Below are 23,947 nucleotides of genomic sequence, written 5' to 3'. Positions count from 1 at the left end.
GAGTATTTGGTGGTGGTGACTTGAAAAGCCAAGAACTCCGTAAAAGAAAAACACCGTTAATCAGGTGATTAACGGTGTTTTTTGTGATCCCGCTGGGATTCGAACCCAGGACCACTACATTAAAAGTGTAATGCTCTACCAGCTGAGCTACGGAATCATTTATTCTCCCCTTGATTGGGAGTGCAAAGGTAGAAAATTTCTTTTAACTCGTATGTGTTTCGCCTATAAAAATGAACAATAATTAAATATTTATCGTAATGTATTGAGATACAGTTGAAATATTTTTGCAAAAAAAGACCGATTGTTTCATTAAGTACTGAAATGTGACATTTATACAGCCTGCAGAATGGTTTGGGTTGGGGCACTGTCTATTTATAAAACGGTGTTAGAAAATAATTTGCTACAAATACCCGCTTGTACCAAACAAATTGGCACTCTTCTTCATTATCCTCTTAACCAAGATTACAATTGATATTTATCTGGCTTCACCATTAGTGTAAAGCTCAGGTAATTTTTTATGCATTTTGTTCAATTCTATGTAATTAAACAATTCTTGCCCGAAAAAAACGAGATAATAATTTGGAATTTAAACGATAAAAAGACAAATTTGTGAAAGAAAACGAAACTAATTGAAAGTTTCATTTTGTTAAAAGCTTCTACTATGGACAGACTTAAATTGATACAAAATTTAGCAACCGGAGAAAAATGGGACGTAGTCATCATTGGCGGGGGAGCTACAGGTTTGGGGATTGCAATGGACGCAGCTACACGTGGTTATAAAACCTTATTAGTGGAACAGGCAGATTTTGCCAAAGGAACTTCCAGTAAGGCAACCAAGTTAGTGCATGGCGGTGTTCGCTATATGGCACAAGGCGATCTCGGCCTGGTGCGTGAAGCTTGTCATGAAAGAGGGCTTTTGCTGAAAAATGCGCCTCATCTGACAAAAAATGAGACATTTGTGATTCCAAACTATTCTTGGTTTGACAATGTGAAATATACCATAGGATTGAAATTCTATGATCTTTTAGCGGGTAAATTAAGCCTTGGTGCTTCAAAGTATATCAATAAAGAAAAGACAATCGCTGCATTGCCTTCTATTAAAAGAGAAGGATTGAAAGGCGGGGTAGTTTACCATGATGGGCAGTTTGATGATACCAGGCTGGCCTTAAATATCGCCCAGACCGCTATTGAAAACGGTGCTACTGTGCTAAACTACATGAAAGTTGAAGGTTTACTGAAAGATAGTAATAAGAAAGTAAACGGTGTCAAAGTGAAAGATATAGAAACCGGACAGGTTTATGATGTATTTGCTAAGGTAGTGATTAATGCAACCGGTGTATATGTAGATAATATCTTGCAAATGGATCAGCCGGAAGCACCACATATGGTACGCCCAAGTCAGGGAGTACACATTACGCTGGATCGTTCTTTTATGGAAGGGGATAATGCCTTGATGATTCCTGAAACAGACGATGGCAGGGTGTTATTTGCTGTGCCATGGCATGATAAACTGATTGTAGGAACAACCGATACCTTAAGAGATCATCCGGAACTAGAGCCTCAGGCATTAGATCAGGAAATCGAATTTATCCTTTCCACAGCAGCGAAGTATTTTAGAAAGAAACCAACAAGAGCAGATGTATTGGCTGTTTTCGCAGGCTTACGCCCATTGGCGGCCCCGAAACAGGAAGGTTCCAAAACCAAGGAGATTTCTAGAAGTCATAAGATCATCGTTTCAGATTCAGCAATGATCACGATTACGGGTGGTAAATGGACAACTTTTAGAAGGATGGCACAGGATACTGTAGATAAAGCCATTGAAAAAGGATATCTACCGGCAAAACCATGTAAAACCGAGCAACTGCACATTCATGGCTATGTGGCCACACCTGATCAATCAGATCCACTTCATTTCTATGGAACAGATCTTCAAGGTATTCAAAATCTGATTAAGGAAAACCCTTCGCTTCAGGAAAGGTTGGTTCCAGCTTATCCATATACCAAAGCAATGGTGGTATGGGCAGTTAGAAATGAATATGCCCGTAGGGTAGAAGATGTAGTGGGACGACGTTTCAGGTTGCTATTCCTGGATGTGAAAGCGGCAATTGAAGCTGCGCCAGAAGTAGCGAGAATTATTGCAGAAGAGCTGAAACGCGATCAGGCTTGGGTGGAAAAAGAAATTGAAGATTTCAAAACCCTTGCTAAAACCTATACCATATTTTAAATTGCTGCCACAAATAAAAAAAATGTTAATTCTAATCAATCAAATACAATGGAGCCAGACCAAAAATTCATTCTAGCCCTCGATCAGGGAACAACCAGTTCTCGTGCCATTATCTTTAACCATGATGGGGAGATCGTTGCCGTAGCGCAGAAACCATTTGAACAATTCTTTCCGCAACCAGGTTGGGTAGAACATGATGCAAATGAAATCTGGTATTCGCAGTCTTCTGTTGCGGCAGAAGTAATTGCTAAATCTGATTTAAACGGGTTGAACATCGCTGCAATTGGAATCACCAACCAAAGGGAAACTACGATTGTATGGGATAGAGAAACCGGTATTCCAGTTTATCACGCCATCGTTTGGCAAGATAGACGAACCTCAAAATATTGTGATGAACTGAAAGAACAAGGCTGGAAAGACAAGATAAAAGAAAAAACAGGTCTTGTCATTGATGCTTATTTCTCTGGAACAAAGGTGAAATGGATTCTTGACAATGTGAAAGGTGCTAGAGAAAGAGCAGAACGCGGAGAATTGTGTTTTGGTACGGTAGACAGTTGGTTGGTCTGGAAATTTACGCGTGGTGCCATGCACATTACCGACGTTTCCAATGCCAGCAGAACTTTGATGTTCAACATCAATACCATGGAGTGGGATAAAGAATTATTAGAACTGTTGACCATTCCTGAAAGTATGCTGCCTGAAGTTAGACAGAGTTCTGAGGTCTACGGAAATACAGTAACGACACTTTTCGCTTCTAAAATTCCCATCGCAGGGATTGCAGGAGATCAGCAGGCCGCACTTTTTGGCCAGATGTGTGTAGACGAGGGTATGACTAAAAACACCTACGGTACTGGTTGTTTTATGCTGATGAATACAGGTAATAAACCCGTGTTTTCAAAAAACAATTTGCTCACGACAGTGGCCTGGAAAATCAATGATAAAGTTACCTATGCTTTAGAAGGTAGTGTTTTTGTAGGTGGTGCAGCAATTCAATGGTTGCGTGATGGTCTTGGAATCATTAAAACCTCCGCAGAAAGTGAGAGCTTATCGGCTTCTGTAGAAGATAATGGTGGTGTGTATTTTGTACCCGCACTTACCGGTTTAGGTGCCCCTTATTGGGATCAATATGCTCGGGGAGCAATATTTGGTATCACCAGGGGAACAACCTCTGCACACATTACCCGTGCAGCATTGGAGGGGATCGCTTTCCAGGTAAACGATCTTTTGAAAAGTATGGAATCCGATTCCGGAAAAACCTCTACGGAATTAAGAGTAGATGGAGGAGCGGTAGAAAATAATGCACTAATGCAGTTTCAGGCAGATATTTTTGGTAGCGATGTAGTGAGACCTAAAATTTTGGAAACTACAGCGCTTGGTGCAGCTTACCTGGCAGGTCTTGCAGTTGGTTACTGGGATAGCGTGGAAGAGATTAAGAAACAATGGAACATAGAAAAGAAATTTGAGCCGTCAATGGAAAAAGATCAGGCTAAAAATTACCTTCACTACTGGAAAAAAGCAGTAGAAAGATCGAGAAATTGGTCTGAAGAATAAAAAGGTGAATTATTTACCAAAATTTAAAATCATGAAACATCAAATGTTAATGAAAACAGGGGCATTAGGACTTGCTTTTGCAGCTTGTACAATGACTGTGAGCGCACAGAAAATTAATGAAAAAGAACTGAAAGTGAATGTCGATAAGATCGCTAATTCTACACAACAATTGAAGAACTTAGAGCCGGTTACCTTTCAGTATGATACTAAGAAATTCAATTACCTGGAGCTTCCAACAGGAGCCCAATATGGTTTTTTGGTGAGCAATGTGCTCCCTGAATTTCCAGAAATGGTAGCTGAAGTATCTAAGCAATATAATGCTGGAAAAAACAATTCTAAAGTAGTAAAATACACTGAAGTGCAGACGGAAAGTCTGATTCCGGTATTGGTTGCTGCCATCAAAGAACAGCAAGCACAGATTGATCTTTTAAAGAAAGAACTTGATCTTTTGAAAGAAAAATCTAAATAGTGCGTTTTTAACGTTTTAAACAAAAAGACCGTCTTCCAGATGGTCTTTTTTGTTTAAAACGCCCTCCAGTAGAAAAATGGCTCTCCAAGAGCATGATTTTCTGCCCTGAAATATGATTAAACAAACAAGCCCCAGATTTCTCTGAGGCTTGTCTAATCCTTTAAAACCGATTAATTGGTTTGTTTTGTAACTTCAATGGTTTTATCCATCACACGTACAATCGTATCTTTATATTGAATGAAGTTTGCCTGACGCGCTTCATCTGTTTCACTTTCTTTCACAGCGTTTCTAACGCCTTTTAATTCCTGAAGTTCATTAGTATATAAATCCATAAACAATTCAGGTTCTTTGTTTTTTAGAATTCTGATTGTATGTGAGTATTTCTCATGGCCGTCAACGAGAATAGCGAAGTTTTTCTCATTATAAACATCCAGACCATTAATTTTTCCTGATAGCTTCTCCAGCTTTCCTCTTTCTTTTGCGTAACCCATAATTGCCACGAATATACCAGTTTTGTGGAATATAATATAATTCCTTTGAGCTCTCTGATGTTTTTATCTAATTCTTTTACTAATTGTCAATATCAAACGTTTGCGTTGTCTATTTTTAAACGAATATATATTTCCAAAACAAATAAGGGTAAAACTTACAATTAATTGTTTTTTTCGTAGTTATTTTTGGTGATTTTTATTCTAGTTATGGGCAAATTGTCAAGTGGTTTATGTGCTTTTTATCGTTTTAGCGCAAACGGTTGTGCTTTCAAATTATTTCAATCAACCGGAAATACGTATACCTTGCTTTTGGTGTTGACGCGGAGATTCTCAGCGCTAAACCGATAAAGAACCTAACCTAACCAAATTTCTATGAACAGAAAATTACCCATTCTAAAGGGTGCGGCATTGCTGATTGCAATGCAATTGTTAAATCAGCAGGCACATGCTGATTTATACCTCAGTAAACCACCCGGTTTTTCCCTCTTAAAGGGACCTCAAAAAAAAGTCTACCTTAATTTTGCAGCGGTACAAGGTATTGTGAAAGATGCCAATGGACAGCCTTTACCTGGTGTTTCAGTATCCGTAAAAAGCAAACCCGGTAATGGAACCAGTACCGATGGCAATGGAGCATTCAAACTAAACACTGCTCCAGGCGATATTCTTGTCTTTAAAATGGTAGGATATGCGACTAAAGAAGTCCCAGTTGGAGAGAAAACTACAATTAACGTGACTTTAGCCGAAGAAAACAACGAGCTTGGCGAAGTCGTTGTAGTGGGGTATGGCACCCAGAAAAAGGTATCCGTTACCGGATCTGTAGCCACAATTAAAGGTAAAGAACTGGTGAAATCGCCCGTGGCGAACATCAGTAACGCACTTGTAGGCCGTTTACCAGGTCTTAGAGCCACACAGCGAAGTGGAGAACCAGGTTATGATGGTAGCTCTATCGACATTAGAGGATTAGGAAATGCCCTTGTCATTGTGGATGGTGTACCTTCAGACTTTTCACAACTGGATCCAAATGAGATTGAAAGCTTTACCATCCTGAAGGATGCTTCTGCAGCGGTTTATGGAGTACGTGCCGCAAATGGAGTAGTCCTGGTGACCACCAAAAAAGGTACACCTGGGAAAACGAACATCAACTACAGCACTTACCAAGGAATTCAGCGTATTGCTACTTACCCGGAACTAGCCAATGCAGCTTTGTTTTCGGAGTTGTCTAATGAAGCGGCAGTCAACACCTGGATTAAAAACAACAACCCAAATACTGCACTTTCATTGCCTTTTTCTAAGGAAACAGTAGAGCAGTATAAAAATGGCACTTTACCAAGTACGGATTGGTTTGGAGCAACTGTACGTAAAAACTCACCGCAATCGTACCATAACGTAAACGTAGATGGTGGAACAGAAGAGGTGAAGTACTTTTTTAACATCGGTTATTTAAACCAGGGCGGGATCTGGAGAAGTGAAGATACCAACTATAAACGCTACAATTTCCGTAGTAACATCAATGCGAAAATCGGAAAAAACCTGACTGCTGAACTTAACCTTGGTGGTCGTTTAGAAGATCGTTCTTATCCGGGAGTAGGTGCAGGATTTTTAATTGGGGGGATTCAAAGAGCATTCCCAACTTTCCCAATCTACGCGAATAACAACAAAGACTATTTTGCACCACCTAACAATGCACACCAAAACTCGGTGTTCCTGATGGATAAAGACAATTCCGGTTACGCTTCCGACAAAAAGAAGGTGTTTTCAGGGATTTTATCCTTAATGTATGATATTCCTTTTATTCAAGGTTTAAGCGCGAAAGGATTGTTTTCTTATCAGAATCAAGACCGCGATGTTAAAAACTACACCAAAAAATATAACCTTTACAAGTACGATGAGGCTACTGATAAATACAATGTGGCTTACGTAGGTAACGATCCAAATAATCTTTACCAGTCAACCGCTCAGGATGATAAGCAGGTGTTTCAGTTTTCATTGAATTATAAGAAAACAATTGGAACTAAGCATAACCTTTCTGCGTTAGCGCTTTTTGAAAGTCAGGAGAATATTTTGTCAAATTTCAATGCTTCCCGTGAATTCTTGCTGGATAATATTGATGAGCTATTTGCCGGAGTATCGAAAAATCAAAACAATGGAGGCTCTTCTGCTCAAATCGCCAGAATAGGATATGTGGGTAAAGTGAATTACGACTTTGCCGGTAAATACTTAATGGAGTTCGGTTTTAGATATGATGGTACCTATAAATTTGCACCAGATCAACGTTATGGTTTCTTCCCTAATGTTTCTGCAGGATGGAGAATCAGTGAAGAGCCGTTCATGAAACAGTTTAAAGCGATTGATAACCTGAAGATCCGTGCCTCATGGGGTAAAGTAGGAGATGATGGTGGCGATGATAGTTCCGTTGCGAATTACATCAATCCGTTCCAGTACCTGACCGGATTTAATTATCCTAATGGAAAATACCTTTTTGGTACTGACCTGATTCCAGGATTATCGGATAAGGGCTTGGCAAATCCATTGTTAACCTGGTTTAATTCTACCACCATGAACTTGGGTTTGGATATTTCCTTATGGAAAGGCTTGTTGAGCGCAGAGGTGGATGTATTTTATCGTAAAAGAACTGGGTTACTAGCGCTACGTACTTCAAGCTTGCCAAATACCTTTGGTGCTACTTTGCCCCAGGAGAACCTAAACGGAGACAATACCCGTGGTTTTGAAATGATGATCTCCCATAAAAAAACGATTGGCGATTGGCAATATAAGGTCTCACCAAATGTATCATTTACACGTACAAAAAATGGATACCTGGAAAGAGGAGCTTCCACAAACGCTTTGCAGAACTGGAAAAGCAATGGTACCGATCGCTGGAACAATCTTTACCGCGGATATGTAGCGAGTGGTCAATTCCAATCTCAGGAAGAAATTAACAATGCCCCAGTACAAGACGATAAAGGAAATCAAACCCTGTTGCCAGGAGATATTCGTTACAAGGATGTGAATGGAGATGGTGTAATTGATGATTCCGACATTACCATTATTGGGCGAGGAACTACACCTGAAATTTTCTATGGTATGGATATCAGTGTAGCCTATAAGAACTTTGATTTCTCAGTTTTATTCCAGGGGGCCACTAATTTTAATGCCTATTTCGATGGGGAATTACAAAATCCAATGTTTAATAATGCGAATACTTACGCAATGTTCCAAGATCGCTGGCACCGGGCTGATATTTACGATCCTAATAGTGCATGGATTCCAGGAAAATATCCTTCTACCATCATTTCAGGAAGTACAAACAATCAAAAAACATCTACTTTCTGGCTTAAAGATGCCACTTATATCAGGTTGAAGAATTTTGATTTGGGCTATACCTTTGACAAGGAACTCATTGAAAGAATTGGAATTCGCAGAGCCAGAATTTATATATCCGGACAAAACATATTTACTGCGGATAAGATTAAGTACATAGATCCAGAAGCGCCAACCGGACGCGGAACTTATTACCCTCAACAAAAAGTGTGGACATTAGGCGTGAATATTGGCCTTTAATTGAAGAATAATGAAAAAGATAATATATTATGGCCTGTTTTCAGTAATGGTAACAGGAACAGTATCCTGTAAGAAGGATTTTTTAAGCAGACAACCTAAGGATCTGGTTTCAGAACTGGATGCTTATGGAAGTGTTAGTGGAATTGAAGCACTCACCGTTACCCTCTACAATGATATGCAGACGGAAGACCTAAATTCTACCGTGAACAATGAGGCAGGATATGCTTCAACCACTACAGACGAGGCAGTTAGATCTTATCCATGGGGTGATATCAATAATCCAGTGGTTGGTAATTGGTATGGTGGCTGGGACTATAAGATCATCCGCCGTGTGAATGATTTTATAGGAAAGATGCCATCAGCATTGGTAACCGAGGATCAGAAAAAACGCTTTATCGCAGAAGGTAAATTTATCCGTGCATTCCATTACTTTTCCTTAGTGAAACGTTACGGAGGAGTACCATTGGTGACGGTTGCACAGCAGTTTGCGCCTGGTGATGATATTGAGCTCCTAAAAGTTCAACGTTCAAAAGAACAGGAAATCTACGACTTTATCGCTAAAGAACTGGATGAAGCAATTGTGGATCTGCCAGAAACAAACACCGGACCAAATACTTACCGTGTAAACAAATTTGCGGCATTGGCATTAAAGTCAAGAGCGATGCTTTATGCAGCTTCAAGCGCGAAATATGCAACAGTACAAATTAATGGGCTGGTAGGGATTCCTGCGAATCTTGCAAATGCCTATTGGCAAAAAGCAATGGATGCCGCTCAACTGATTATGGAGTCTGGTAAGTATTCGCTTTATAAAGGAGATGCCGATAAAGCGACGAACTTTCAAAAGTTATTCTTAAATGCACCGGCAACAGAAGCAATCTTTACCAAAGCTTATCAATCACCAGATAAAGCCCACAGTTTTGATTTCTACAATGCGCCCCAAAGTTTCAGAGTAGATTATGGAAATGCCACAAACCCAACCCTGGAAATGGTGGAAGAGTTTGAATATACAGATGGTACTCCAGGTACTTTGAGAGTATTAGACGGAGCAGGAAATCCGATTGTTTACAATAAGCCAACCGATTTATTCCTAGGTAAAGATCCTCGGATGTTTGCTACCATACTTACGCCATTTGATGACTGGCAAGGGGGAGTTGTAGAGATTCGTCGCGGTGTAATTGATCAGGGTGTTAAATATACTTCGGAAGTTTTGAGTGATGGCTACCCAGAGGCAAAGTCTGAATTTAAAAAGGTGGGTAAAGATGGGCCACTAACCACAAATGACCCTACTAAAACGGGTTTTTACATTAAGAAGTTTATGGATCCTGTAAATAGGGTGCCTAGTGATCGTTCTACAACCCCATGGATGGTATTTAGATTTGGGGAAGTTTTACTAAACTATGCGGAAGCAGCTTTTGAATTAGGAAAAGATGGAGAAGCATTAACTGCCTTAAATCAGATCAGAGAAAGAGCTGGAATTGCCACGGTTGGGGTAGTAAGTCTGGAGAAAATCCGACATGAGAGAAAAGTAGAACTTGCTTTTGAAAATCATCGTGTTTGGGATTTGCGCAGGTGGAGAACTGCAACCAGCGTATTGAACAATACGCAGTTTCATGCTTTATACCCATGGATCATGTGGGAGGCAAACGGAGATCCTAAAACCATGAAATATACTTTTGAAAAAGCAATTGCGCCTAAGAATTCAAGAACTTTTCCAGAGAAACTATATTATGAGCCTGTACCACAAGGAACCCCTGTTTATGTTCAAAATCCTTTGTATTAATCGCGTATTAAAGAAAAACCAATGAGAAAACAATTTATATACCTTTCTTTAGCAGCTACACTCTTTTGTGGCGCCTGTAAGAAAGACAATTATGAAGCACCAGATGCCGGAATTTCCGGAAATATTGTAGATGCTTTAACCGGGAAAAATGTACCACAACAAACTTTAAATGGTGCGAAAATTCGTTTGTTTCAAACAGACTTTAGAAATCCTGAACCCATCAATTCTGCGATTAAAGCGGATGGCAGTTATGCGAATACATTCATTTTTAGTGGGAATTATAAGGTGGTGGCAGAAGGGCCATTCTTTTATAAAGACACCCTTAATTTAAATATTAAAGGAAATGTTCAGGCGGATCTTAAAGTTACACCATATATGGAAGTGACTTGCGAACTGGTTTCAAAAACATCAACCTCTATTACGGTAAGGGTGAAAGCAAACCGTACGCCGAATAATACGCAAAAAATAGCCAGAGTTGCGGTGGTTGCCGGGACTACAACTGGTGTAGATATTAACAATTATTATAACGTGAATGGTACAAGTAATGGTCGTGTTTTAGAGAATACGGAAGCCATTGCAGATGCCGTGGTAGAAGCTAAAACCTACGAGTTTACCTTGGCAAATTTAAAGCCGGGAACTTCGTATTATGTAAGGGGAGCTGCACGTACCATCAATAATGGTAATTTTTACAACTATGCGAGTATGCTGCAAATCAGCACAAATCCATAGTAGATTATATACCTGATCTTTTTAATTGAAAACCCAGCTTTAAGCTGGGTTTTTTGTTGATCTGTTTTCAATATAGCTTGTGTTAAATTAAGTTAAAATTACTTCGTTCATGAGAATGAATAATAACTTTAAATAAAACATTAACTGTCTCATGAAGTCATTTATAATCAATCGATTCCTTATTGGTGTTTTTGCAATATGGATGCCTGTCGAAGTCTTTTCGCAACAGAATAGTACAGCAATTGTCAACAGCTTAAACAAGGTAATCAGGCCGATTGAATCGCTAAATGCAGACAGTAATTTTAACGATCTGGATTTTCTTAAAGCTTCCTTAAGTGGTAAAGAAATAATTTCCCTTGGGGAGGTTACTCATGGAACTGCAGAGGTCTTCAAGCATAAAGATCGTTTAGTTCGGTTTTTAGTAACCCATATGGGTTATAAAGCGATTGCTTTTGAAAGCGATTATATCTCGATGGAAAACATTGACGATTATATCAATGGAAAGACGGATAGTTTAGTTTTTCTAGCGGGTACTCCTTTAATCGGAACGAACCGCCCTATGTTAGCATGGTTAAGAAAATATAATCATGAACAATCTGATGCCGGTAAAGTTCATGTTTATGGCTTGGAAGTAAGGAATTTCTCCAACATCATTACTAAGATTCTCGACGTGTATCCTGATATATCAACCGCAGATCAGGTGTTACTGGAAAGAATTAAAGGTACGGCCTATCAAAAGATCGAAAAAGAAGATGTCAAAGCAATGAAAGTTACTTTGAGTAACCTGGAAAAGATGGATGGAGCAGCATCGAATAAGATTTATCTTTCCTTATTTCAACAATTGATCAATGGCTATTATGAAACGAAAATTGGTTTCAGAGATCAGATCATGGCTACAAATGCAATTTGGCTGAAAGCGCAAGCAAAAAATCAGCAGTTAATTTTGTGGGCTCATAATGGACATATTGCAAAGGATGAATTGTATGGCCTTCCTACATTGGGTACTTACCTCGACAAACAATACGGTTCGAAGTATTTTGCAATTGGCACAGACTTCAATCAGGGAAAAGCTTATGTAAATGTTTTTGTTGCTAAAAATAAACCGATGTTAGGGTTCCAGGCTTATCACTTTCCAGAGGTTGAAAGCAATAAAGGATACGAATACTATTTTAAACAGGGCAAGTTCAGGAATTTCATTATGGAGGTAAGTGTCGCACTGAAAGACCCCATTTTAAAAGTGTTCTTAACTCAGCCACGTGAAATGAGAATGATAGGGTCATGGAGTAGTCCAGTCAATAAAAAATTGTCTATCGCTAAAAATTTCGACTTGATTGTGTTTTTTGACAAAGCAAGCAGTCAGTATAATTAAAAAAATATAACCATGCTACGTTATCTCAGCTGCTTTTTAATGGCTAATCTTTTGTTTAATGCCGCTTTGTATGCACAGGAGGTTAAAGGAACTGTGGCAGACTGGGAGAGCCGTGAGCCGCAGGAATATGTAGAGGTTTTCAATCTCAACAACCATCAAAAAACGGTAACCAACAAAAGGGGAGAATTTAAGATCGCAGCGGAAATAAATCATCTCCTCGTTTTTTTTCAGCCGGGTTATAAGCCCGATACGCTATTACTGATCAGCCTAAAACCGGTAAAACGATACCTTCAGCACAACCGATATGATTTAAGTACAGTGAAAATTCAAGGAAAGCTTTTTGATCCCAGAGTTCAATATGCGGATGCTTTTCGCGAAGCCAAGGCCTTTACTGCTGAGGTCAACCGTCCACTAACCTTTAGCCCATTCCGGTTTTTCAGTAAAAAAGGGAAATCTGGCCGGAAATTTAAACGAAGAATGGAAGTGGAAGTACTAGAACGAAAAGTGGACCAACGTTTTAATAATGCTGCAGTTCAGGCATTATGCCCTTTAGAAGGTGCAGAGCTGGATGGTTTTATGGTGTTGTATCGTCCTTCTTTTAAAGCACTCGAACGCTTAGATAACGCTGGTTTGAAGTTGTACATCATGGATGCTTATAAAGAATTCAAACAACTCCCTGAAGAGAAAAAGAAGATACCTTCCTTGAAATTGTAGTGCCTGTAATTCTTTTAATGCTAATTGCCTGTTTTCACCCTGTTTTGTTCTAATTCTGAACTGTTGGATCTTGCTCTGGCAGGCTTAATCACTGAGCTGCCAAAGTTGTAGCTAAACGTTAATCTGAAAATCCTGCTTTCCTGCTTTTGAGAAAGTTGGTAATCCTGTAAAGGGATGGCACTTTTAATCCTGATCTCTCTGGTATTGAATACATCATTGATGGCGAATTTAAGGTTGGCCCTTTCAGCAGCAAAAGATTTACTGATGCCAAGGTCTATCCCGTAGATTGGTTTTGCCACATAGGTGCCGTAAGCTTGTTCTGAGGTGTAATTGGCGGCCAATTCTGCATTCCAGGTTTTGTGAAGCTGGAATGTTTGTGTACTATTCAGGATAAAAGTTGTTTTCCCATTTTTGAAAGGGGCACCCATCAATTCCGGGGAAGAAAATTGGCTGTAATAGAGCGTAATGTCGTTGTTGCTGTTCCACCAGTCTGTTACTGCTATTGGTCTGTTGACGTTAAAGCTAATCGTACTTCTGGATGCCAGATTTTGCTCATATAACAATAGTGTTTTCTTGATGCTGTCGGTCAAAAGGGTGGTTGCAATGACATCTTTAGTTTTTATAAAGGCCAGTGTGAAATTTGTTTTCTTTTGATAGCCATAAGTCAATTCAAATGAATTGGCATATTCCGGTTTAAGTGCAGGATTGCCTTGAGATAGGGTGTATAAATCCGCATAATAAATAAAAGGATTCAGTGCCTGGTAGCCTGGGCGTTCAATTCTTCTGCTATAAGAAAAACCAAGGTCATGATCTTTTGATAGATTATGACTGATGGAAAAGTTAGGAAAGAAGTCGAGATAATTGCGTTTTAGTACGTTTTGTAGCGTGATGGAATTACCTTCAGAATGTGTGAGTTCTGTACGTAACCCAACTTGCATTGTTGTACCTTCTTCAAATGTTTTATGAAACGCAGCGTAGGCGGCATTGATGTATTCTTTATAGGTAAATCTGTTGCTTTTTGTGGGGTCATTACTCCAATTGTTATCTTGTAATAGTGCAGACTGGAAGTCATTATCGGTATTTACATAACTGCTTTTTATTCCGGTTTCCAGCTTTAGTTTATTGTTAAAAGGGTAGGAGTAGTCTATTTTTGCGGCAAGGATGTTGATTTTTGTAGGCGTAGCATTTCGGAAAATCAACGGCGTTTTATAAGCTGTACCATTGGCGTCTACAAACTGACTTTGGTAAACTGTTTGCTCCGCGTTTCTAATTCTTGAATAGTCAAGGTCAGCATTGAATTCCTGTCCGGAGGTATCTAAAACTGCTTTGTAGTTTAAATTGTAGCTTTGATTTTGGTATTTGCTTTTCCCCTTGTTATCACCATGAACGATAGAGTCAATGCCTCCTGATCGCTCCCCAATTTTGGTTAGAATTTGATCGGTTGATTTGGTGTTGTTTAGATAACCACTGGCCATAAACCCAATGATTTGACGGTCGTTTAAATAGTAATCGAGCCCCGCTTTGTAGTTATTATTTCTTTTAAAATAGGTCTGTTTAGCTTCCTGGTCGAAATAAGTGAGCTTTTCCTGAGCTTTCGTGCTTCTTTTTACAAACAGGTCTTCATAGTCTTTACTGTTGGCATAATTGTAATTTCCGAAAATGTTTACCTTTTTACTACTGTGGTTCAGGGTAATGCCGACATCCGATTTGTAATAGTTTCCATAGCCACCGCCAATCTGTAGCGTTCCATTGGTGCCATAACTACTGTTTTTCTTGAGGTTTATATTGATAATCCCCCCGGTTCCTGCGGCATCATATTTGGCCGATGGATTAGAAATGATCTCAATATTTTGAATAGAATTTCCAGAAGTAGCACGAAGTAAATTGCTGAGCTGAGCGGTCGATAAATAGGTCAGTTTACCATCTATCATGATGCTAACACCTGCTTTTCCCCTTAAACTTAAATTACCTTCATTGTCGGCCGTAACACCGGGTGCCTTGGATAGAATCTCCATGGCGGTATTACCTGATGCAATGGTGCTATTGGCAATGTTCAGGATAACTTTTCCGTTTTTTCTTTCTATCAAGGGTTTTTTAGCAAGAATACTCACCGTATTCAATTGCTTTGAGGCGACTTCCATCACTATGTTATCTATAGCGATCATTTGATGTTTGTCATCTACCAGGAAAGGGCCATGGAATCTCTTTTGATAACCCATGGATTCTACCTCAATCAAATAATTGCCTCCCAATGCTTTTGAAAAGCTGAATTCGCCTTGTTCATTTGTTAATGTTGCGGTCACCAGACTACTGTCTTTTGATTGATATAAATTAACTATCGCATAGATCAGCTCTTTTTGATTTTCATCCAATACCTTTCCTTTGATCTGATAGACCGGAGTTTTAGTTTGCGCTTGGACTTCCATATAAGAAAGTAAGAAGAAGGAAAACAGGAATAAATGTTTATGGAGCGTGATCATCTGAAGCGGTTTTGACTGGTTTACTGCGTCTAAATTAGTAGGATGGATAATCTTATTTTTTAATTTAACATAGTTTAACAAGACTGAGCCTTTAACCTAAAAATGGTGTGGTTCCGGGTTGAAGCTTCGGTGTTTTACGCGTCTTAAACGTCTTTTTTACTTGAGGACATATAGGCGGTAGCGGAACTGTGTTTAATAGCTCTCTAGGTGGCTTAAGGCCCTTAAATCAGTCCTGAAAATAGCTCAAGAATACCTTTGTTAGCCGGTTGTTTTTACCTAATTTCACGCCAGAAACAAGAAATAATTAATTAAAAACTACCTCTAATTCCGGAAATCAGAGGCTAAGTTTTAAGTACATAACCTGCATAATGTTGGCAATTGTTAGGAATCCCAACATGGGATCTGGCATCGCTATGAGCAAAAAACACACACATGACAGAGAAACCCTTATTCAAGGATGCATTAAGATTTTGGTTTAAATTGGGATGGATTAGCTTCGGCGGTACCGTTGGGCATATTAATATCATGCACGATTACCTCGTAGATAAAAAAAAATGGATTAGCAGTAGCCGCTTTTTTCATGCCTTAAATCTTTGTATGCTATTGCCCGGACCAGAAGCACAACAATTGGCCATATATATGGGCTGGCAACTTCATGGAAAAAAGGGAGGTTTAATCGCAGGGATACTTTTCGTTTTGCCCTCCATGTTTATCCTACTTCTATTGAGTGTCTGCTACGTTTACTTCGGAAATCAACCCTGGATGTTTGCGATGTTTAATGGCTTTAAGCCAGCTGTAATCTCTATTATCATCGTTGCATTGCTCGGAATTGGTAAAAAAGCACTCCATACGCCTTATCATGTGGTTCTTGCACTTCTTGCTTTTTCCTGCATTTTCTTTTTCAATATTTCGATGGTATTTATCATTCTCGGCACTATCGGAATGGCTATAATATTCAATTATCTGTGGCCATCATTAATTCATCAGGAAAAGCAAGTTAAGCAGCATACGCCGGTTTCCGAAAAAGAATATTATTTCAATAAAAATTCTGTTGCTGCGGGAACTGGAACTAACTGGAGAAGTTTCGGATTACAAATCTTTGTTTTTGTACTGCTCTGGCTAATCCCAATTGTTGCATTATATTACTTTAGTAATGATTTTTCCTTTTGGAGAGAACTGACTTTCTTTTTCTCTAAAACAGCCTTCCTTACCATTGGAGGCTCTTATACGGTATTGCCATACGTAGCGCAATTCACGGTTACGAAACTCAATTGGCTCAGTAAAATGCAAATGATCGATGGTTTTGCATTGGCAGAAACGACTCCAGGTCCACTAATTATTGTGGTTGCTTTTGTGGGATTTATGGCGGCTTATAATCACTTTGATGCCTCTATTCCAATGGGGGTATTGGGCTTGCTCCTTACTAGTTTTTATACTTTTTTGCCCTCATTTTTATTCATATTCGTTGGGGGCCCAATTATTGAAAAAGCACATGGAAATACCGCAATTACCAATGTTTTGGGCTTTGTGACTGCTGCGGTAGTCGGGGTTATTCTTAACCTGACTTTATTCCTGGGAAAAGACGTGCTCTTTCCAGGTGGCATTGGCTTTCATAACCTGGATTTTGCGGCACTGATATGGATTCTGATCACCTTGGTGTTCATGAAAAGATTTAGAGTCAATGTCCTATATATTATTGGGATCAGCTTAATCTTTGGTTTGTTGCATTATGGGCGGGTGTTTTAGGGTATTTGTATTGATTATGAGTGTGTTGCGTGTTTATTTTTAGGGTCTAAACATGGTGTTGAAACTCCCGGTTATTTTTTTTGGAATAATAAATGCTTATTAATAAATGATCAGGAATAATAAATAAATTCTTGTCTACAAAATTAATTAGCAGATATGGGAGTGAAAAAGAGAATTTTATTGACAGGAGCATCGGGAACGGTCGGTTTTGAAGTATTAAAACAGTTGATTCTGCAAGCTGATCAATTTGAGATTACTGCTTTCGATCAAAAGACAAAAAACGCCATCAAGTTATTGTCTCCCTTTGAGAAACAGTTGAACGTCGTTTATGGAGACCTGACCAATCCAGAAGAGGTGGCAAAGGTTTGTAAGGAACAGGATGATGTGATACATTTAGCGGCAATTATACCGCCTTTAGCAGACGAGAAACAGGAACTGGCTTATGCAGTAAATGTGAAGGGAACGGAGAACTTGGTTCTTGGTTTAAAAAAGCATTCGCCACAGGCATTCTTTATGTATAGCTCCTCAATTTCAGTGTATGGGGATCGCCTGCATACACCTTGGATTAACAGTACCGATGTTTTAGCCCCAAGTTTGGAAGACCATTACGCGGTCACCAAAATCGAGGCGGAACAACTGATCCGAAATAGCGGATTGGATTTTTGTATTTTCCGTTTGGCTGCAATTATGGGCTTAAGCAACCACAAACCTTCTGGAATTATGTTCCACATGCCTTTGGCTACTGCCATGGAAATTTTGACCCCTGAGGATACAGCCAGAGCCTTCGTCAATGCCATAGCGCATCGAACTTCTTTAACCGGTAAAACCTACAACCTTGGAGGTGGTGCCAGTTGTCGGACAACCTATGAAGAATTTCTATCCCAATCCTTTAAAGCTTTCGGCTTAGGGAAAATGGATTTTCCAACCCATGCCTTTGCGGAAAAGAACTTTCACTGCGGATATTATGCAGATGGTGATGAATTGGAAGACTTGTTGCATTTCAGAAGAGATACACTAGAGGACTACTTTGAAAAGCTCCACCATTCCGTATCCCCGGTAAAAAGAACTTTGGCATCGGTGTTTAGGGGCACTATTAAAAGTCATCTGTTGAGGAAATCAGAGCCTTTTAATGCGCTATTGCATAAGGATAAAAAAATGGCTTCCCGGTTCTTTAATGAACTGTAGTTTATTAGTTAAATAAAACATTATGAAAAAGATATTTGGAATAATAATAATGCTGTTTGGGCTTCAATTTGGGTATGCTCAGAATAGCCCTTTAAAAGTGACGGTAACTGATATTCATGAGTTGAAAGGGAAAATTCAGGTCAGTTTATACAATAGCGAAGCGTCATTTATAAAAAAAGGGAAAGAATATAAATCGATGGTCAGGGAGGTGAAATCCGGAACAGAGATTTTTACATTCAAAGACTTACCAAAAGGGGAGTATGCTGTGGCACTTTACCACGATGAAAACAGTGATGGAAAATGTAATACCAATATGCTTGGTATCCCAAAAGAAGGTTATGCTTTTTCTAGAAACTTTGTCCCTAAATTATCAGCACCAAAATTTGAAGACACCAAGTTTAGGCAGGAGCAGGGGAACAGCATCATCATCAAAATGCACTATTAACCTCATTCCGTATTTGCTCTTATTTTAAACAGTTCAACCTTGGAAATTAGGAATCTGTTTTGAAGTGCAATTCTCGATAATTGCGTGCTCACCAAGCTGTTTTCTCTGGAATTGAGCAAAAACACGGAGCTTTCCCCCATTAAAAATAACCTTTCTTCAGATTGCAACATCTTTTCATAATCGCTCACTAGCGAAGCGGTAATGAAAATTTGTTGCTGAATAGACTTGATCTCCGCTTGCTGTGCAGTAATTTTATTTTTCAACTGTAAACGCTCCAAGTTAAGGTCAAGCTGCTGATCTGTCATTTTCAATTTGGCTAATTTCAATGCTCCTCTTTCCTTTCTAAGGAAAAGCGGAACGCTGAATTTTAGTTCAAGCTTATAATTTCCGGTCTGGTAATCATTGAGGTAGGAAGCATCAGATAAGTAATGATAACCTACATCCAGTTTCGGTAATAACATATTGCGTTTTAACTTTTGTTCAATACCCAGTATTTCAATTTTATTCTGCATTGCCAACAGTTTCGGGTGACTGTCTAAATTTATTTGATCAACTCCTGTCTCTTCAAAATTTAGCGCTATTTTAATCGAATTCTCCAGGTCATCTTCAGGAATCATGCTTTCTCTCAGCTCCATCGGGATGTTCTCAATCCAAAGGTAATTGGAGAGTTCAAGCTTAGATTTTGTTAGTTTCAGTTGAGCTTCAGCCAAATTCAATTGCCTGTTCTTAATGACAATTCTTGCCTCAATACTATCTACAGCAGCCTTATCTCCGGCTTGGATTAACTTTTTTATATCCGCTGCTCGTTTTTCGGCGAAACTAAGATATTCCTGGTAAAGTGTAGCTTCATCATTAGCCCTTTTCCAGTTAATATAGGCTGTAGCGGCACTATAAATGACATTAACTGCTTGCAATTGGCGTTCGGATTTACTCATGTTTAACTGGATCTTTGCAATGCGTAAGTCGGCCATACGCTGATTGATGAGTAAGCCTTGTGCCAAAGGAACAGTAATCCCTAAGGAAGCCAAACCATTGTCCGGGGTCTTGTTTTGTGGATTTAGATAATACCCTTCATTGGTGTCAAAACCTGCTTTAACTTCTATGCCATACCAGGTTGGTATCTTGAAACTGCTGTTAAATAAGGAGTAATAATCTGTTCCTTTAAATTGTTTATTGTTGAAATCTACTTCCAGTTTCGGGTCAAAACCACCACGAGCCATCATTAAGGAAGTTTCCGCTTTACTGAGCATTAAATCTGCCTGACGCACTGCCGGATGATACTTTTTCACATAACCCAAAAACTCGTTAAAGCTCAGCACTTCTGGTTTATGCTGTTGGGCATTTACTGGGATACGGCATAAGATGAGGAATAGCAACACAAATAGTTTGATTTTCATGCCTTTATTTTTTAGCAGTAACAGGTTTTTCTGATTGATAATAATTAGGAGGGAAGCCGTTTAAGGTTCTCCATATTTCAAACCAAATCGGAACGGTTTCTAATAGCGCAATGGTTTCTGCGCCAGAGCCCATGCTCAATTGTTTTGGCCAGGGATCTTCGTCTTTATCTGGCGCAATTAATACCCTGTATTTACCATTTGGGCTGATGAAATTCTCGATGGCAACAATTCGTCCTCCAAAGGTACCATAAGACATATCAGGCCATCCTGAGAATACAATTGTTGGCCATCCATCAAACCAAACGCGGATTTTTTCGCCCTTTTTTAGTAGCGTCAGGTCAATAGGACTGACATAAGTCTCCACTGCCAGCTCGTAAACTGCTGGCATGATACTGACAATAGGCACTCCTTCTTTTACGGTTTCACCCAGACCAGATTGTAATGCACGGTTCACATAGCCATCTTGTGGCGCGGTGATGTAGTACATCCCATTGCGAATGCTGTAATTGGCATATTGATTTTCTAATTTGCTCAGCTGCGCTTCCGCATCAAACTGGCTACTCATTGCAGTATATTTATCGCTGCTGCTTTTAGAGATCTTTTCTTCGTACTCTGCGGAAAGGCGATCAAATTCCAATTTTGCATTGATCAATTCATTTCTTGAAGTCAAAAGTTTATTCTCCTGAGTGATCAATTTTGCCTGGGCATCTTGTAGTTTTAACCGCTTTTCTTCTACATCGGTTAATGGTTTTAGTCCTTCTTTTTGAAGTTGTATGGAGCGTTCCGATTGTGTAGCTGCAATCTTCACCTGAGTTTTTACAGCTTCAAAATCCATACTGTCACTTTTTATTTTTAAAAAGGACTGTTTGATTTTATTCTCTGCCTGCTGGTGTTTTAGAGATCTTTCACGCTCAAGCGCCGTAATCTGACTGTTTAATGCCTTTACCTTGTCGCCATAAGCGCCCAATGCCATCTTTTTGGCATCGACCTGGTTCTTGGTGTTTTGCAAAAGGTTGGGGTCAAAATATTCTTCCTTGACTTCTGAAAGAAAAATAATCGTATCTCCTTTTTTCACAAGATCACCTTCCTGCACGTACCATTTTTCAATTTTACCTGCGATGACGGTGTTTATGGTTTGTGGGCGTTGGTTAGGTTTTAGTGCTGTAACAGCCCCAGATCCGGATATGTTTTGTGTCCAGGGAAGGAAAAGCACAATAATCCCAATGATAAAAAGCGCTAGAATTATCCTGTTCAACACCTTGTAGTGCGATCGGTTGCCTAGGTTCCTGACTGCGCTATAGCGTTCCAGTATATGTGGTTGTGTATGTTTCTGATCAGATAGATGGAGCATGTCTTTATTTTTTTAAGTCGCTGATGATTTTTCCGTTTTCCATGGTAATGAATCTGCTGGATTTTAACTTCCAGGTTGGATGTGCAGAGGAGACAATAACGGTCCATTTATGATGCTCAGCGCAGATGAAACTGATGATGGCATCGGCAGTTTCCGGGTCTAATCTGTCTGTCGGATCCTCCAGGAGCAGGATTGATGGTTTGCGGATAATACTTCTTGCCAACAGGATTTTCTGGGAATTGGAAGAAGACATTTGCTTGCCTTCAGGAAGGATTTTAGTGTCCAGACCATCTGGAAGCGTTTTAATATAACTGCTTAACTGTACAGCATCTAAGGCCCAGCGGATATCTTGATCGCTAATTGCAGGGTCATTGAAGGTGATGTTTTCGAGTATAGTCCCTTCAAAAGGGCTTTCCCCTTGTATGATCGTGCCAATTTGTGAGCGGTATTGATTGATGTCAATTTTTCGGAAAGTATCATCATTGATGAAAAGTGCGCCACTGGTCGGTTTTAAAATTCCGGAAAGGGTCCTGATTAAAGTGGTTTTTCCAGCACCATTTCCGCCGGTCAGGATGATTTTTTCACCCTGTTCAATTTTCATCGAGATGTCTTTTAACATGTCTCTATTGGAATCCGGGAATCGAACAGATAACTGATCAGCTTCTAAGGTGATGCGATCAAAAAGCTGTTTCTGTTCCGTGTCCATGCCTTCTTCAATCTCCATATCCGTAACTTTTCCGATTTTCTCTACCGCAGTGAGCACATCATAAAAGCTTTCGAGGCCCAGTATGATTTTCTCTACCGAATTAATCACAAGGAGGATGATGATTTCTGAGGCCACAAACTGGCCGATATTCATTTGCTGATTCAAGACCAGGTAACCTCCAATCAGGAGCAGTCCGGCAGTAATGATCACTTTAAATATAATTAACTGTCCATATTGACGCTTGATGATGTTGAAGTGTTTCTCGCGGTAATCCAGGTAATTATTGGTTAAGGTATTGTTCTTTTGAAGCGCATAATCGAAATTCAGCGACTTTCTGAAACTGTGTTTATTGCGGGCAATCTCCTGTAACCATTCTGCCGCACGGTATTTATACTTGGACTCACTTAAACTGGTCTCAAGTCCGCCGGTATAAGAGAACTTATAGATCAGGTACAGCAAGACCAATAACAACAATCCAAATAAGATAAAAAACGGATGGTATAGCGAGAGCAGGATGATCCCAAAACCAATCTGAAGCAAAGCGGAAGAATAATCTAATAACAGCTTTGAAACACCTTTTTGGATGGTTAAAGTGTCAAAGAAACGATTGGCAATTTCAGGAGGATAGAGGCCCTGGTAGAACTCCTCGAATTTGATCTTCGGAAGTCGGTAAGCGAATTCAAAGGAAGACCTGACAAAGATTTTTTGCTGTAGATTTTCTGTAATTCGCAATTGCATAAGTGATAGGATCCCCACAAAAGCAACCCCGGTAACTACACCAATCACCAGCACAATCCAGGAAACACTTACCCGGCCGCTTTGCAGGAAATTCACAATGGCCTGAATCCCTAAGGGCAGAGAAAGGCTGATGAGCCCGGCAATGATCGCGTAGAAGAATATCTGGGAAACATCTTTTTTATCAAGTTTTAGCAGACTGAAAAATCTTTTTGCTGGACTCATGAGGTAGGGCTTAAAATGTGCTGAACTAGGTTTTTGTAGAAATCCGAAGGACTAACGGTTTCATTGCAATCTGTAATGGTTTTGAAATGGTCTTTTAGGAAATGTTGGTGTAATGCCCCCTCTACAATACTAGAAATTAAGCTTTTCGGATAAGGGTATTCCGGGCTGATCAAAACCACCATGGCAACCATCCTATTGATCACCCTTTTATAAATTAAGAAAAATCCTTCTTTATTCTCTTCATCAACTTCTTTCGTTAAAAAGGTCTTCGTGAACTCAGCAATGATGATTTTATTCAATAAGGCTTCATTAATGTAAGGGGTGTTCAGGTCATCCTCAATTTTTTCGGTAACAATTTCCAGGGCTTTTAACAATTGGTCTAATGGTACAGCAATATTGGCCGTCGCAAATACCATTTTGTACTCGATCCAACTCCAATACCAGGAGGATAAATAAACCAATAACTTATGCTTATTTTCAAAGTAACGGTAAATAGAACTTTCATTGGAACCGATCAGTTCGCCAAGCTTTTTGAAGGTGAAATTGTCAAAGCCGATTTCATCCATGATCACCAAACTATTCTTAATAATCTTCCTGCCAAGCGTAGTGGTTTCAGGGTCCTTGACATAAAATTTGTCGTTCACCTGTATTTTGATAGTGGAGAGTAATTGATCCATTTTAAACGTCTTTAATGCAAATGTAATAGTATTACTATTAATTTAAGGTATGATACTTTCTTTTTTTACCCGATCTGCTTTTAAATACTCCTACTGCGTGTTTTGGTGGGAT

17 protein-coding genes and 1 tRNA gene are annotated in these 23,947 nt (G+C 39.4%); 11 read left to right on the top strand and 7 right to left on the bottom strand.

The genetic code is table 11. The features are described 5' to 3' along the window. Window positions 1–84: 84 nt before the first annotated feature. Window positions 85–157, bottom strand: a tRNA-Lys gene (locus GM920_RS04890). A gap of 504 nt (window positions 158–661) precedes the next feature. On the opposite strand from GM920_RS04890, the gene GM920_RS04885 reads away from it, so the two are divergent. Genes GM920_RS04885 through GM920_RS04875 form a run of 3 tightly spaced genes read left to right on the top strand, consistent with a single transcriptional unit; the run spans window position 662 to window position 4,244 of the window. Then, entirely contained in the window at window positions 662–2,224 is a 1,563-nt protein-coding gene (locus GM920_RS04885; RefSeq protein ID WP_182953970.1) for a glycerol-3-phosphate dehydrogenase/oxidase, read from the top strand. Between the two features lie 48 nt (window positions 2,225–2,272). Beyond that, the gene (gene glpK / locus GM920_RS04880) at window positions 2,273–3,775 is read left to right on the top strand and encodes a glycerol kinase GlpK (protein ID WP_182953968.1); all 1,503 of its coding nucleotides are present in this window, start codon (window positions 2,273–2,275) and stop codon (window positions 3,773–3,775) included. A gap of 31 nt (window positions 3,776–3,806) precedes the next feature. Further along, window positions 3,807–4,244, top strand: a complete 438-nt coding sequence (locus tag GM920_RS04875) for a tail fiber domain-containing protein (protein ID WP_235964436.1) — start codon at window positions 3,807–3,809, stop codon at window positions 4,242–4,244. A 170-nt stretch (window positions 4,245–4,414) separates the two neighbouring features. On the opposite strand, the gene GM920_RS04870 is transcribed toward GM920_RS04875, so the two are convergent. After that, entirely contained in the window at window positions 4,415–4,735 is a 321-nt protein-coding gene (locus tag GM920_RS04870) for a hypothetical protein (RefSeq protein WP_182953966.1), read from the bottom strand. A gap of 372 nt (window positions 4,736–5,107) precedes the next feature. On the opposite strand from GM920_RS04870, the gene GM920_RS04865 reads away from it, so the two are divergent. From GM920_RS04865 to GM920_RS04845, 5 genes are all read left to right on the top strand, one after another. Further along, window positions 5,108–8,296, top strand: coding sequence for a SusC/RagA family TonB-linked outer membrane protein (locus GM920_RS04865; RefSeq protein WP_182953965.1), 3,189 nt, complete (start codon window positions 5,108–5,110; stop codon window positions 8,294–8,296). Between the two features lie 10 nt (window positions 8,297–8,306). Beyond that, the gene (locus GM920_RS04860; protein ID WP_182953964.1) at window positions 8,307–10,076 is read left to right on the top strand and encodes a RagB/SusD family nutrient uptake outer membrane protein; all 1,770 of its coding nucleotides are present in this window, start codon (window positions 8,307–8,309) and stop codon (window positions 10,074–10,076) included. A gap of 21 nt (window positions 10,077–10,097) precedes the next feature. Then, window positions 10,098–10,805, top strand: coding sequence for a DUF3823 domain-containing protein (locus GM920_RS04855; protein WP_182953961.1), 708 nt, complete (start codon window positions 10,098–10,100; stop codon window positions 10,803–10,805). 151 nt (window positions 10,806–10,956) lie between these two features. Then, the gene (locus tag GM920_RS04850) at window positions 10,957–12,174 is read left to right on the top strand and encodes an erythromycin esterase family protein (RefSeq protein WP_182953958.1); all 1,218 of its coding nucleotides are present in this window, start codon (window positions 10,957–10,959) and stop codon (window positions 12,172–12,174) included. A 12-nt stretch (window positions 12,175–12,186) separates the two neighbouring features. After that, a complete protein-coding gene (locus GM920_RS04845) occupies window positions 12,187–12,888 on the top strand; it encodes a peptidase associated/transthyretin-like domain-containing protein (RefSeq protein ID WP_182953957.1) in 702 nt (233 codons plus the stop codon). 20 nt (window positions 12,889–12,908) lie between these two features. Here GM920_RS04845 and GM920_RS04840 read toward each other — a convergent pair whose 3' ends face one another. Beyond that, the gene (locus tag GM920_RS04840) at window positions 12,909–15,368 is read right to left on the bottom strand and encodes an outer membrane beta-barrel family protein (RefSeq protein WP_182953955.1); all 2,460 of its coding nucleotides are present in this window, start codon (window positions 15,366–15,368) and stop codon (window positions 12,909–12,911) included. A 432-nt stretch (window positions 15,369–15,800) separates the two neighbouring features. Between GM920_RS04840 and chrA the strand changes: the two genes are divergently transcribed. The 3 genes from chrA (at window position 15,801) to GM920_RS04825 (ending at window position 18,744) form a co-directional block, all read left to right on the top strand. Continuing rightward, complete coding sequence (gene chrA, locus GM920_RS04835; protein ID WP_182953953.1) at window positions 15,801–17,114, top strand: chromate efflux transporter; 1,314 nt, start codon at window positions 15,801–15,803, stop codon at window positions 17,112–17,114. Window positions 17,115–17,270: 156 nt separating this feature from the next. Further along, a complete protein-coding gene (locus tag GM920_RS04830; RefSeq protein ID WP_202986035.1) occupies window positions 17,271–18,299 on the top strand; it encodes an NAD-dependent epimerase/dehydratase family protein in 1,029 nt (342 codons plus the stop codon). A 22-nt stretch (window positions 18,300–18,321) separates the two neighbouring features. Then, a complete protein-coding gene (locus GM920_RS04825; RefSeq protein ID WP_182953952.1) occupies window positions 18,322–18,744 on the top strand; it encodes a DUF2141 domain-containing protein in 423 nt (140 codons plus the stop codon). A 2-nt stretch (window positions 18,745–18,746) separates the two neighbouring features. On the opposite strand, the gene GM920_RS04820 is transcribed toward GM920_RS04825, so the two are convergent. The 4 genes from GM920_RS04820 to GM920_RS04805 are packed head-to-tail and all read right to left on the bottom strand — an operon-like array spanning window position 18,747 to window position 23,835. Beyond that, on the bottom strand, window positions 18,747–20,141 hold the full coding sequence (locus GM920_RS04820) for a TolC family protein (protein WP_182953949.1): 1,395 nt from the start codon (window positions 20,139–20,141) through the stop codon (window positions 18,747–18,749). Window positions 20,142–20,145: 4 nt separating this feature from the next. After that, window positions 20,146–21,492 carry an HlyD family secretion protein gene (locus GM920_RS04815; RefSeq protein WP_182953947.1) on the bottom strand — a complete coding sequence of 449 codons (1,347 nt, stop codon included), beginning with the start codon at window positions 21,490–21,492 and terminating at the stop codon, window positions 20,146–20,148. Window positions 21,493–21,496: 4 nt separating this feature from the next. Then, window positions 21,497–23,158, bottom strand: a complete 1,662-nt coding sequence (locus GM920_RS04810) for a peptidase domain-containing ABC transporter (RefSeq protein ID WP_182953944.1) — start codon at window positions 23,156–23,158, stop codon at window positions 21,497–21,499. After that, window positions 23,155–23,835 (bottom strand): TetR/AcrR family transcriptional regulator, encoded by a 681-nt coding sequence (locus GM920_RS04805; protein WP_182953943.1) that lies wholly within the window; start codon window positions 23,833–23,835, stop codon window positions 23,155–23,157. Before GM920_RS04805 ends, GM920_RS04810 begins: the two co-directional genes overlap by 4 nt. Between the last annotated feature and the right edge of the window lie 112 nt (window positions 23,836–23,947).

This window comes from Pedobacter gandavensis, assembly GCF_014172405.1.
Classification (GTDB): Bacteria; Bacteroidota; Bacteroidia; order Sphingobacteriales; family Sphingobacteriaceae; genus Pedobacter; species Pedobacter gandavensis.
The sequence above is the reverse complement of the archived record's forward strand: the minus strand, read 5'-3'. Positions and strand labels throughout refer to the sequence as shown.

Coding starts and splice junctions, on each gene's coding strand:
- GM920_RS04885 (WP_182953970.1), top strand. CDS start 662: ATGGACAGACTTAAATTGATACAAAATTTAGCAACCGGAGAAAAATGG.
- glpK (WP_182953968.1), top strand. CDS start 2,273: ATGGAGCCAGACCAAAAATTCATTCTAGCCCTCGATCAGGGAACAACC.
- GM920_RS04875 (WP_235964436.1), top strand. CDS start 3,807: ATGAAACATCAAATGTTAATGAAAACAGGGGCATTAGGACTTGCTTTT.
- GM920_RS04870 (WP_182953966.1), bottom strand. CDS start 4,735: ATGGGTTACGCAAAAGAAAGAGGAAAGCTGGAGAAGCTATCAGGAAAA.
- GM920_RS04865 (WP_182953965.1), top strand. CDS start 5,108: ATGAACAGAAAATTACCCATTCTAAAGGGTGCGGCATTGCTGATTGCA.
- GM920_RS04860 (WP_182953964.1), top strand. CDS start 8,307: ATGAAAAAGATAATATATTATGGCCTGTTTTCAGTAATGGTAACAGGA.
- GM920_RS04855 (WP_182953961.1), top strand. CDS start 10,098: ATGAGAAAACAATTTATATACCTTTCTTTAGCAGCTACACTCTTTTGT.
- GM920_RS04850 (WP_182953958.1), top strand. CDS start 10,957: ATGAAGTCATTTATAATCAATCGATTCCTTATTGGTGTTTTTGCAATA.
- GM920_RS04845 (WP_182953957.1), top strand. CDS start 12,187: ATGCTACGTTATCTCAGCTGCTTTTTAATGGCTAATCTTTTGTTTAAT.
- GM920_RS04840 (WP_182953955.1), bottom strand. CDS start 15,368: ATGATCACGCTCCATAAACATTTATTCCTGTTTTCCTTCTTCTTACTT.
- chrA (WP_182953953.1), top strand. CDS start 15,801: ATGACAGAGAAACCCTTATTCAAGGATGCATTAAGATTTTGGTTTAAA.
- GM920_RS04830 (WP_202986035.1), top strand. CDS start 17,271: ATGGGAGTGAAAAAGAGAATTTTATTGACAGGAGCATCGGGAACGGTC.
- GM920_RS04825 (WP_182953952.1), top strand. CDS start 18,322: ATGAAAAAGATATTTGGAATAATAATAATGCTGTTTGGGCTTCAATTT.
- GM920_RS04820 (WP_182953949.1), bottom strand. CDS start 20,141: ATGAAAATCAAACTATTTGTGTTGCTATTCCTCATCTTATGCCGTATC.
- GM920_RS04815 (WP_182953947.1), bottom strand. CDS start 21,492: ATGCTCCATCTATCTGATCAGAAACATACACAACCACATATACTGGAA.
- GM920_RS04810 (WP_182953944.1), bottom strand. CDS start 23,158: ATGAGTCCAGCAAAAAGATTTTTCAGTCTGCTAAAACTTGATAAAAAA.
- GM920_RS04805 (WP_182953943.1), bottom strand. CDS start 23,835: ATGGATCAATTACTCTCCACTATCAAAATACAGGTGAACGACAAATTT.